General features: G+C 70.1%; 10 protein-coding genes. 6 read left to right on the forward strand and 4 right to left on the reverse strand.

Annotation, left to right across the window (positions count from 1 at the left end; genetic code table 11):
- Positions 1-406: 406 nt before the first annotated feature.
- Both C492_RS15165 and C492_RS15170 read left to right on the forward strand, forming a co-directional pair.
- A complete protein-coding gene (locus C492_RS15165) occupies positions 407-1753 on the forward strand; it encodes an orc1/cdc6 family replication initiation protein (protein WP_008425152.1) in 1347 nt (448 codons plus the stop codon).
- 283 nt (positions 1754-2036) lie between these two features.
- Positions 2037-3233 (forward strand): MFS transporter, encoded by a 1197-nt coding sequence (locus C492_RS15170; RefSeq protein WP_008425154.1) that lies wholly within the window; start codon positions 2037-2039, stop codon positions 3231-3233.
- 74 nt (positions 3234-3307) lie between these two features.
- Here C492_RS15170 and C492_RS15175 read toward each other — a convergent pair whose 3' ends face one another.
- Positions 3308-4594, reverse strand: coding sequence for a polysaccharide deacetylase family protein (locus tag C492_RS15175; RefSeq protein WP_008425156.1), 1287 nt, complete (start codon positions 4592-4594; stop codon positions 3308-3310).
- Positions 4595-4960: 366 nt separating this feature from the next.
- Here C492_RS15175 and C492_RS15180 point away from each other — a divergent pair, with 366 nt between their 5' ends.
- Positions 4961-5671 (forward strand): CatB-related O-acetyltransferase, encoded by a 711-nt coding sequence (locus tag C492_RS15180; protein ID WP_008425157.1) that lies wholly within the window; start codon positions 4961-4963, stop codon positions 5669-5671.
- Between the two features lie 26 nt (positions 5672-5697).
- On the opposite strand, the gene C492_RS25615 is transcribed toward C492_RS15180, so the two are convergent.
- On the reverse strand, positions 5698-5823 hold the full coding sequence (locus C492_RS25615) for a hypothetical protein (RefSeq protein WP_275040349.1): 126 nt from the start codon (positions 5821-5823) through the stop codon (positions 5698-5700).
- 237 nt (positions 5824-6060) lie between these two features.
- Between C492_RS25615 and C492_RS15185 the strand changes: the two genes are divergently transcribed.
- The 3 genes from C492_RS15185 to C492_RS15195 are packed head-to-tail and all read left to right on the forward strand — an operon-like array spanning position 6061 to position 8919.
- Positions 6061-7101 (forward strand): hypothetical protein, encoded by a 1041-nt coding sequence (locus C492_RS15185; RefSeq protein WP_008425159.1) that lies wholly within the window; start codon positions 6061-6063, stop codon positions 7099-7101.
- Entirely contained in the window at positions 7098-8306 is a 1209-nt protein-coding gene (locus tag C492_RS15190; RefSeq protein WP_008425161.1) for an ABC transporter permease, read from the forward strand. The genes C492_RS15185 and C492_RS15190 overlap by 4 nt, the downstream gene beginning before the upstream one ends.
- Positions 8307-8352: 46 nt before the next feature.
- Positions 8353-8919 (forward strand): metal-dependent hydrolase, encoded by a 567-nt coding sequence (locus C492_RS15195; protein ID WP_008425163.1) that lies wholly within the window; start codon positions 8353-8355, stop codon positions 8917-8919.
- A gap of 184 nt (positions 8920-9103) precedes the next feature.
- Here the strand turns inward: C492_RS15195 and C492_RS15200 are convergent, their stop codons facing one another.
- Both C492_RS15200 and glmS read right to left on the reverse strand, forming a co-directional pair.
- A complete protein-coding gene (locus tag C492_RS15200) occupies positions 9104-9289 on the reverse strand; it encodes a hypothetical protein (protein ID WP_008425165.1) in 186 nt (61 codons plus the stop codon).
- A 183-nt stretch (positions 9290-9472) separates the two neighbouring features.
- Positions 9473-11272 (reverse strand): glutamine--fructose-6-phosphate transaminase (isomerizing), encoded by a 1800-nt coding sequence (glmS, locus tag C492_RS15205; protein ID WP_008425166.1) that lies wholly within the window; start codon positions 11270-11272, stop codon positions 9473-9475.
- Positions 11273-11289: the final 17 nt, after the last annotated feature.

Raw genomic sequence — 11289 nt, forward strand, 5'->3', positions numbered from 1 at the left:
CCTCCCCCACCCCGTTCGTCGTCGATTTCATTTCGCACACGGGGGGAGGGGGTTCCGTCCGTCCGCCCCTCGAGTCCTTCCGCCGCGAGCGCGATCCCCCTTCGAAAGCGAATCGCCGTCCGAACGGCCTGCTCGTGGCCGAGCGGAGCAGTTCGAGCCGTCAGTCCGCAGCGGGGAGCACCGTCCGTTCACAGCGGGGGTGAACCCCGCGGTTCCCGCGGCGAAAATCATTTCGCACACGGGGTGTCCCCAGACTGGCGGACGCGGGTTTGTATTGACTTCGCCCACGGTTTCGAACCTCGCGGTCGGTTCCCGTATACGACGGCTCTCGACTGCGATTTCGCGGCCGTTGCTCTCGCACGCGGTACTCGTCACGTATTTACGAGGGCGGCGCGAGTGACGGGGTATGACCGACGGCGACGACCGCCACTCCCTCTCGGAGTCGATCAAGGGACGGCTGCAGGACGGCGTCCAGCAGTCGGTGTTCAGGGATCGGGGGTTACTCGATCCCGACGCCGTCATCGACGAGGATCGGATCGTCGGACGGGACCAACAGCTCGAGGACATCATCACCTACCTCCGGCCCGCACTCCAGGGCGATCGGCCGCCCAACATGCTGTTGTACGGTCCCTCGGGAACCGGGAAGTCGCTGATCATCAACGCGGTCTGCGAACAGGTCGTCGAACTCGCGGAGGCCCAGGGCGACCGCTTCGGCGTCATCCAGATCAACTGCCAGACGATCAAGTCCCACGACCGGGCGGTGTACCGCCTCGTCGAAAACGCGGCGACGACGGCCGGCGTCGAGGCGGGCGTCCCCGAGAGTGGGGTCTCGACGGACCGTAAGTTAAACCGTCTGTACGAGCTGTTGAGCGGGGAGTTCGACTCCGTCATCGTCATCCTCGACGAGGTCGATCTCCTGGTCGGCCGCCAGCGCGACCCCAACGACGAACCCGCCTACTCGAAGCTCCTCTACCAGCTCTCGCGGGCCTCCCAGCTCGGTCGGATCGACGGCCACGTCTCGGTCGCCGCGCTCACGAACGATCCCCGCTTCATGGAGGACCTCGACGGCCGCGCCGAGAGCTCGTTCAATCCGCAGGACGTCGTCTTCTCCGATTACGACGCCAACCAGCTCCAAGCGATCCTCGACCGCCGACGCGACGCCTACCAAGACGGCGTGCTCGAGGCCGGAATCATCCCGCTGAGCGCGGCCTTCGCCGCCCAGGACCACGGCGACGCGCGGAAGGCGATCGACCTCTTCCGGAAGGCCGGCGAGATCGCCAACCGGCGAGGCGAGGAACGGGTTCGGGAGGACCACGTCCGCGACGCCCAGCAGGAAGCCGAGCGCGACCGCACCCTGACCCAGATGCAGGGGCTCTCGACCCAGAAGAAGCTCTCCCTGTACGCCACCGCGATCGTCCCCGTCCACGCCGAACGGAACCTGAACGCGATCCCGAGCACCGTCGCCTACCGCGTCTACCAGTATCTGACCGAGCGACTGGACGCCGACAAGAAATCCCGGGACTCCTACCTGCGGTACATGACCGAGGCCGAGACGTACAACTTCGTCACCTCGGAGAAGCGCGGCCGGGGCTACGGCAGCGGCGTCCACAAGGAGTACACGTTCGTCGACGACCCGGCCGTCGTCGCCGAGACGCTGCAGGCCGACTTCCGACTCGAGGAGATCGAGAGCGAGGACGAACTGATCCAGTCGGTGGTCGACGCGCAGGTCGACGAGTTCTTCGACCGGGACTGAGCCCCCCGCCGAGATTCACTTCGCACACGGGGCGTCGTCGGTCCGGCCGTCGCTCGAGACGGTTTCCGCCGAGCGAGTCGACGCTCGGTCCGGATAATTCATTTCGCACACGGGGGGCGATCGGCGTGGTACCGTTTCACTTCGCACACGGGGAGTGTCGACTCGAGCGGCCGATCGACCGTTCTCGACGCTCGGCCCACCGGAGAGCGAAGCCCGGAATCAGCAACCGCCGCCTCGAACTAAAACGGTTTCAACGGGACCGGCCTTGCCACGCACACGCCGAATGAGTCGCCTGAATTCGATCCGTCGCGAGCTGGTCGGTCTGTGGGCCGACGGCGCCGGGAAGACGCTGCTGACGATCGCGCTCGGCTGGGGACTGCTGAACGGCACCCGAATGATCTACCCCGTGTTGCTGCCCTCGTTCAGCGCCGAGTACGATCTCACCCTCTCGACGGCCGGACTGCTCGTCACGCTCCTGTGGCTCGGCTACGCGGTCGGGCAGGTCCCCGGCGGGATGTTGGCGGACCGCCGCGGCGAACGGTCCGTGCTGACCGCGAGCGTCTCGACGGTCGTCGTCGGGCTGGTCGTCGTCCTGCTGGCGCCGACCGCCGCGGTCCTGTTCGGGGCGACGGCGCTTGTCGGCCTGGGGCACTCGCAGTACCCCGTCGCCCGGATCACCGCGCTGTCGGATCTCTACCCCGATCGGATCGGGCGGGCGCTGGGGGTGACGATGGCGACCGGCGACGTCGGTCAGACCGTGTTGCCGCCGATCGCGAGCGTGCTCGCCGCCGCGGTCGCCTGGCGGCTCGGCCTGGGATTCGTGCTTCCGTTGCTCTGTCTCATCGCGGCCGTCATCTGGCTGACGCTGCCGGCCGCCGACCCCGACGACGGCGACGACGCCTCGAGCGAGAGCCTGCGGTACGTGGTCGGCGAACTCCGCAGCCCCACCCTCGCGGTCGTGGGCGTGATCCTCTTTCTGTTCATCTTCGTCTGGCAGACGTTCTCTGCCTTTTACCCGACGTATCTCGTCGAGCAGAAGGGGCTGTCCTCGACGGTCGCCGGCGTGCTGTTCGGGCTCTTTTTCGCGGTCGGCGTCGTCGTCAAGCCGCTGGCCGGAGCGGCCTACGACCGCGTCGGGCTCCGGGGCTCGCTCCCGCTGGTCCTGCTGGGATCGGTCGTCGGGCTCGCGCTGTTGCCGTTCGTCGACGGACTCGCGGGGCTGGCGGGCGTGACCGTCCTCGCGAGCACGATGCTCGGCTCGGGAGCGATCACCCAGTCGTACCTCGCGGAGCTCATCCCCGCGGAGATCCAGGGGACGGGACTGGGCGTGGTCCGCTCGAGCGCCTCCGTGCTGGGCGCGTCGGGCCCGGTCGTCTTCGGCGCGATCGCCGAGCGGGGGTACTTCGACGCCGGCTACCTGCTGCTGGCGCTGATCGTCGGCGTCGGAACGCTGCTGACGCTCCGGATACCGCGGGAGTAGAACGTTCGGATCACGTCACGCCGGCGTCGGTTCCCGCCGCGTCCGCGAAAGCGACCGTCGCGCGCTCGAGCGAGTCACTCGTAGACGTACTCGCTCGCCATCTCGCCGGGGGTGATCACGTCGACCTCGCCCGAGTACTCCTCGAGGGCGGCCAGCGTCGACTCGAGGCCGCTGATGGCCTCGCTCTCCTGGAGCTGGTAGAAGCCGATCGAGGTGATCCCGCCCATCTCGGCGGTCCACTCGACGAGGCTCGCGCCCTCGTCGCCGCTGGGGCTCGAGACCACCGAGCAGAGGTGCGGGTTGCCGGCGTACCCCTGGGACTGGGTCTGGCCGGCGAACGCCAGGTCGTAGTTGTCCTGAACGAGTTCGTAGACCGGTTCGGTGTACTGCGAGCCGGGGTACGCGAAGAACCGACCGTCGTCGGCGTACCCCTGCTCGTCGAGCCACTCCGCGGGTTCGGTGACGAGCCCCTCGACCTGATCCTCGCCGATCGAGCCCGCCTGCGCCGCGTTCGCGGTCTGGGCGCCGATCGTCCACCCGTTCGACGCCAGCTCCTCGACCTGGCCCTCGGTGAGCCGGTCCCCCTGAACGGCGGCGTCGGCCCGAAGGCGGTCGGTCGGGACGAACGCCGTCGCCGGGAAGTCGTACTGGGCGACCCGGGGCATCGCCTCCTCGTAGTGGGTCTCGTAGCCGCCGTGGAACTGCAACATCACCTTCGGCGTGTCGGGCTTGGGGACGAAGTGGAAGTCGTCGACCCACATCTCCTGGCCGGAGCTGCCGTCCCCGGTCTGGCCGAACCAGCGGATGATCTGCAGGACGATGACCTCCTCGAGGTTCGGGTCGCCGCGAACGCGGGTGAGCCCGAAGTTGTGCCGCGCCAGCGGCATGTCGCTCATCACCTGCTGGCTGTACTCGACGTAGTCGCCGTCCTCGTCCTGCAGCTGGATCCGCACCATCCCGTCGTCGGACGCGGTCATGGCCAGTCCCGGCGCCACGTCTCGGACGTCGATCGGCTCGTCGGTCTCGCGGCGCACCCTGACCTGGCCGTCCTCGGATCCCGGGAGGAGCCGCGCCGACTGCGAGCCGTCGTAGGACTGGCCCGTGTCGGCCTCGATCGCGCCGATGTCCTGGAACGCCCGCCAGGGCTCGAGGTCCTCGAAGTCGTCGTAGGTTCCGACCAGCTCGCCGTTGGAGTCGCCGTTTTCGGTCTCGTCGGTTCCACCGTCGTCGCCACCGTTGGCTCCGTTCGACGCGTTGTCGTCGGTCTCGTTGTCGCTCTCGCCCGGCCCGCCCATTTCCGAACAGCCGGCCAGCGCCACGACCGTTCCCGTCGCGGTCACGAGATAGGTTCGTCGGTCCATTGGTCCACACGACACCAACCCCGACCCACGGTTTGTTATGGACCGACCTCCCGTATTTCCAACCGGTGTTACAGCGACGATAGTAACGGTAGCCGGACCGTTCACTCGACCCGCTCGTCCCGCGGGGGTGGGTTACGGGTGCGAGACGCCAAATCTGGCGAGCGGCCGAGCGCGCGAATCGAGCGGTCCGGAACCGGCTCGTCGACCCGTTCGGCCCCGCAGGCTCGAGTCGAGTTTCCGGAATGGAAACCGAGACAGGTGGCCCCTACCCTCGGTAATCGGGGGCTGCGAACGGTTCCGTGCGGTGACTCTACCGCGCGGTCGAATAAAGTATATGCGGAACTGCGTTGGCTGGTAGCCATACGCATGAACCTCGATACCCTCGTCGAACGGTCGGCCTCCCTTCTCGGCTATCCGCGGGTAACCCGCGAGCTACTCGCCCGTCACTTCGAGTCGGCCGAGTTCGATATCGCTCCGTCCGCCCGGATCTCGGTCGGCTGTCTGCTCCGCCGGCGGGTCGACATCGGCCCCCACGCGCGGTTGAGCCGGGGGTGTATCCTCGACGGCGACGTCACGATCGGACGGCGGACCAACCTCGAGCCGGACTGCGATCTCGTCGGCGACGTCGAGCTCGGCAACTACTGCGCGATCGCCCGCGAGAGCACGTTCCAGCAGACCAACCACCGGATCGATCGGCCGTCGCTACAGATCCGGCTCCACGAGGAGGTCCTCGACGGCGAACTCCCGCCGACGGCCGAGGGGCCGATCGCCGTCGGCAGCGACGTCTGGATCGGCACGGGAGTGACGGTCCTCTCGGGGGTGACGATCGGCGACGGGGCCGTCGTCGGGGCGGGCGCGGTCGTCACCGGTGACGTCGAGCCCTACGCGATCGTCGGCGGGGTGCCGGCCGAGCGGATCGGCTGGCGGTTCCCCCCGGCGGTCAGATCTCGCCTGCTCGAACTCGAGTGGTGGGAGTGGAGCGAGCAACGCATCCGCGAGCACCGGGCCTTCTTCGAGCGAACGCTCGAGGGGCCCGAGGACGTCCGCCTCGAGCGGCCGTCCGTGCCGACCGACTGAGACGGCGTCCGACGCGGGCGGCTCGATCAGCACTGGATCGACTCGAGGGGGCCACACAGCTGGCCCGCCGTGAACTCGGCGACAGCCGGCGCGCCGGCCAGAAACAGGAGCAGGAGGACGAGGATCAGTGCGGCGATGAGTCTTCCGACCATCATGTGGCGTGTCAACAATGACCAATATAAAGCTATCGGACGGTCGGCGACGACACCGGTCCCGAAGGGGTCGCCGCCGAACGCGTCCGAGCCGAGGCAACGTTCGCGTCGCGGAACGACGGACGCGCCGAGCGACGACCGGGTAACGTGTCACGAACAATGGTGTCGACGCCGTCCTCTCCGACCGTGCGGCCGCCGCTTCCCGCTCGTCGGGTCGGGGCGCCGTCGCTCCCACCGATGGCAGAACGAGATCTCCCCTCCGAGCCGGACCGAACCGCGAGCCCCGCGAGCCGATGGTGGGGACTGCTCGCGTTCGCGCTCGGCCTGGTTCGGACCCAGACGACGACGGCGCGCGGACGGACCCTCGCGACGGTGTTCGTCGTCGCGCTGACGGTCGCGAACCTCCTGCTCGTCACCGGTATCGCCCTCGCGCTGGCCGACGACGGCGGCGTCGCGGGCGACGCCGACGCGCGGATCGTCTCCGGCGACGGCGGGATCCACGGTTCGATCGCCGGCGCCGGCGAGCCCCGCCTGGGCGAGAGCCGCGAGCGAGCGATCCGGCTCGCCGACCGCGACGGAATCGACCACGCCTCGCCCGTCCTCGAGGAGCCGATCCGGGTCGCGGGAGACGGCGACGACGCCTACCTCGCGCTGATCGGCGCCGTTCCCGGCCCCGACTCGGCGACGGTCGCGTCGCTTCCGCTCGAGAAGCTCGAGGGCGCTTCGGACGGGGACGCTCGGCTGGTGCTCTCGAGAGCTGCCGCGGACGACCTCGGCGCCGAGCCGGGCGATCGGCTCGTCCTCGAGGGCGTCGAGACCCGGTCGGCGACGGTCGTCGCCGTCGAGGACGGTCCCGACGAACCGGTCGCGCTCGTCGATCTCGGCGTCCTCCAGTCGCTTTCCGGCGCCGACGAGGGCGGCCTCGCCGACGCGGTGCTCGTCTGGGGCGAGGGCGAGGCGATCCGGGCGGGCGCCGACGCGGTCTACCCGGACGCGGCCCTCGAAGGCGAGGGGGTCCCCGACGTCGGGGCGGTGTTCGACGACGGGCTCGCGCTCGCGGTCGTCGGCGCCCTGCTCGGGATCGTCTTCGGCGTCGCCGCCATCGGCGTCGCGAACGCCGTCGCGGCCGCGACGATCGCACCCGGGGCGATCGCGGCCATCCACCCGCTGTTGATCCCCTACGCGCTCGCGGTGGCCGTCGTCTCGACGCTGCTCGCGCTCCCCTACCCGCTCGCGCTCGCGGCCCGAACCGACGTCCTCGCGGAGGTGGGCCGGTGAGACGCCCCGCTTCGCTCGCCCGGTTTCGGGCCGTCGTCGGTCTCGGAATCGCCCAGCTGCGCCGCTCTCCCGGTCGAACCGCCCTCGCGGTCTGCGGGGTCGTACTCGCGGTGCTCTCGGTGACGCTGCTGGCCAGCCTCGGGGTCGGCGTCGTCGAGACGGGCCAACAGCAGTTCGACGACGCCGGCCGCGACATCTGGATCACCGGGGGTCCCGCCGCCGGCGGCGAGAACGAGGTCGTCGACGCCGCGGCCGTCGCGAGCGACCTCCGCGAGCGCGAGGACGTCGGCGACGTCTCGACGGTCGCGTTGCACGACGTCTACGTCGGCGCCGAGCCCGACGCGGTCGAGCCGATCACCGCCGTGGGCGTCGAGGGAACCCACGCCCACTTCGAGTTCGAGGACGGCGAGGGGTTCGACGGCGCGTTGACCGCCGACGGCGAGGCCGTCGAGACCCCCTCCGACGTCGTCGTGCTCGATCCCGAAACCGCGGATCGGTTCGACGTCGACGTCGGCGACACCGTCTACGTCGGCGCCGGCCGCCGCGCCGTCGACGCCTACACCGTCGCCGGAATCGGCTCGTACTACTCGCGGTTCCTGGGCACCGAGACCGCGACGGTCCCCCTGCCCGAACTGCAGTCGATGACCGGTACCGCGGGCGCGGACCGGGCCTCGTTCGTCACGGTCAACCTCGAGGACGGCGCCGACCGCGGGGCCGTCGCCGACGACGTTCGGGCCGCCTACCCCTCCTACGACGTTCGCACGGCCGACGACCAGTTCGCGGCGATGCTGACCGACCGATCGCTGGTCGTCGCCGGCGGGATCGCCCTCGTCGGACTGGCGGTCGTCGGCGGCGTCGCGCTGACGGCGAACCTGTTCGCGCTGGTCGCCTACCAGCAACGCGACACGCTGGCGGCTCTGCGGGCGGTCGGGCTCTCGCGGGGGCTGCTGGCCGGCACGATCGGCGTCCAGGGCGCGATCGTCGGCCTCCTCGGCGGGGCGATCGGCGTCGCCGCGACGCCCGCGCTCGCCGCGGGACTGAACGCCCTCGCCGCCCGTCTCGTCGGGTTCGAACGACTCGTGCGGACGCCCCTCGAGGTGTCGGCTCTCGGGTTCGCCGTCGCGGTCGTCGTCGGAACGCTCGTCGCGGTCGTCGCCGGCTGGCGGGCGAGTCGCTCGGCGACGCTCGAGGCGCTCGAGGCCTGAGCCGAACCAGGTCGGTTATAGGCCTCGCACGCGTCGCTGGAATCGTATGTGGCCGCTCGGACACGCAGCAGTCGGGTATCTCCTGTATACGCTTGCCACGCGCTCTCGGTTCGATCAGCCTCCGGGGCAGATCGCCGTCCTCGCGCTGCTGGTCGGCACTCAGTTCCCCGATCTGCTCGACAAGCCGCTGGCGTGGTACCTGGCCGTCCTCCCGACCGGACGGACGCTCGCCCACACGCTGCTGGTGTTGCTCCCCGTCTCGGTCGCCGCCGTCGCGCTCGCGCGGCGGACGGCCCGCGCCGAGTACGGGATCGCGTTCGCTCTCGGGGCGCTCGCTCACACGCTCACCGACGCGCTTCCGGCGCTGTGGGGGGCGGCCGACCCGAACCACCTGCTCTGGCCCGTCACGCCCGTCGAGCCCTACGAGTCGGGCGCGCCGTCGGTGATCGGGCTCTTCCGCGAGTCGCTGGGTGATCCGTACTTCCTGCTCGAGTTCGCCCTCGCGGCGGTCGCGCTCGCGCTCTGGCGGCGGGACGGCGCTCCCGGACTCGCGGCGGTGCGGGCGCTGGCGGACCGCGTCCGCCCCGACCGCTCGGCGTCCGGATCGAACTGAGTGCTGTCGGATTCTCAAACCATTCAGACGGCCGATAGAACTATTCCGGTAGGGGGTGACGACGCTACTGCGGGGACTGCGACCGCCGGAGACCGACCGTTAGGGCACACCGATCCGGCAACGGCCAGCGGGCGGATTCTGGCCGGCGTGTGATCGATGCGCGACCGCGAGCCGACTCCCCCGCTCAGTTCCGTTCGCGGCTGACCGTCTCGACGCTCTCGAGCGGGTAGTACTTCGTCGTCGTCTCGCCGGGGAGATCCGGCCGCGGCTCGTCGCGCGGACGCCGACACCGCAGCCACCCCGACTCGAGTTCCTCGACGGTCTCGAACGCCTCGTGGGTGCCGTCGGCGAGGGCGACGACGACGGTCACTCGCGCTCACCCGACCGATCACTCGATCCGAGAGGACCGGGCGAACGCCGCCCGCCCGCCGGTCTCCGAACCGTCCGTTCGCCGGTTCGAACTCGATCGGAACCGCGCTTTCGGGATTGCACTGGCATCTACGGACTCCGTACAGTCACTCGACACATCGAAAATATATACGTTACGATCGGCTTACTCGACCGTGACGCTTTTGGCCAGGTTCCGGGGTTTGTCGATCGAGCGACCGAGCTCGTGGGCCGTCCAGTAGGCGACCCGCTGGAGCTGGACGTTCGCGACCATCGAGGACGTGATCTCGCCGGCCGGGGGGACCTCGAGGACGTGGTCGGCGTAGCGGCCGACCTCGGACTGGCCGTCGGTGACGGCGACCACGGGCGTTCCGCGGGCCTCGACTTCCTTGACGTTCCCGATGGTCTTCTCGGCGCGGCGACCGTCGCCGGTGACGATCGCGAACACCGGGGTCTGCTCGGTCACGAGCGCCAGCGGCCCGTGTTTGAGCTCGCCCGCGGCGAAGCCCTCGGCGTGTTTGTACGTGATCTCTTTCATCTTCAGCGCGCCCTCGAGGGCGACGGGGTAGTTGTACCCCCGACCGATGAAGAAGTAGGCGCCGGCGTCGGCGTAGGTCGCGGCGACCTCGCGGGCGGCGCCCTCGTCGAGGACCGACTGGATGCGGTCGGGGACCGACCGCAGCTCGCGGACGAGCTCCCGCGAGCGGTGGTCGCTCAGCGAGGCCGCGAGCATCGTCAGCGCGGCCTGCTGGGAGGCGAAGGTCTTCGTCGCCGCGACGCTGATCTCCGGACCCGCCCGGATGTACAGCACGCGGTCGCACTCGCGGGCGGCCGAGCTGCCGACGACGTTCGTGACCGCGATCGTCGTCGCGCCCGCGGCGCTGGCCTCCCGGAGCGCGCGCAGGGTGTCGGCGGTCTCGCCGCTCTGGGTGACGCCGACGACGACGGAGTCGGCGTCGATCGGCACCGCGTCGGCCTCGAACTCGCTTGCTAGAAACGCCTGGGCCGGCACGCCCCACTCCCGGAGCAGCTGGGCGCCGAACAGCGCCGCGTGGTAGGAGGTGCCACAGGCGACCAGCGTCACGGGCCGATCCAGCTCGACGCCTTCGAACTCCTCGAGGGTGACGCGGCCGCTGAGTTCGTCGAGTCGCCCCCGGAAACAGTCCCGCAGCGCCGCGGGCTGCTCGTTGATCTCCTTGCGCATGTAGTGGTCGTAGCCGCTCTTGCCCGCGTCCTCGGGGTCCCACTCGATGGTCTCGATCGAGGTCTCGACGGTCCGCCCCTCGGCGTCGGTGACGGCGATCTCGTCGCCCTCGAGGCGGGCGAACTCGCCGTCCTCGAGGTAGATGACGCGGTCGGTGTACTCGATGAAGGCGGGGACGTCGCTGGCGAGGTAGGTGCCGTCGTCGGCGACGCCCAGTACCAGCGGCGACTCGTTTCGCGCGGCGTAGACGGTCTCTGAGCCCTCGAAGACGGCCGCGACGGCGTAGCTGCCCTCGAGTCGGTCGACCGCCGCGCGGAAGGCGGCCTCGCGGTCGAGCCCCTCGTCGAGAAAGCCCGCGATCAGGTGGGGGACGACCTCGGTGTCGGTGTCGCTGCGAAAGTCGACGCCCTCGGCCGTGAGTTCGTCGCGCAGGCGCTGGTAGTTCTCGATGATCCCGTTGTGGACGACCGCGACGCGGCCGTCCTCGTCGGTGTGGGGGTGGGCGTTGCGGTCCGACGGCGGGCCGTGGGTGCTCCAGCGGGTGTGGCCGATCCCCGTGGTCTGGTTCCCGACCTCGGCGCCAGCGAGCGCGTTCTCGAGCGCCGAGAGCTCACCCTGGCGCTTGTGGACGTCGAGAGCGCCGTCGGCCAGCGCGATCCCCGCGGAGTCGTAGCCGCGGTACTCGAGCTGGGAGAGCCCGTGGAGCAGGACGTCGGCCGCGTCCGAGCGGTCGGTGCCGACGTAGCCGATGATCCCGCACATCAGCTCCACACCTCCGT

Origin of the sequence: Natronococcus jeotgali DSM 18795, assembly GCF_000337695.1 — an archaeon.
In the GTDB taxonomy this organism is placed as follows: Archaea; Halobacteriota; Halobacteria; order Halobacteriales; family Natrialbaceae; genus Natronococcus; species Natronococcus jeotgali.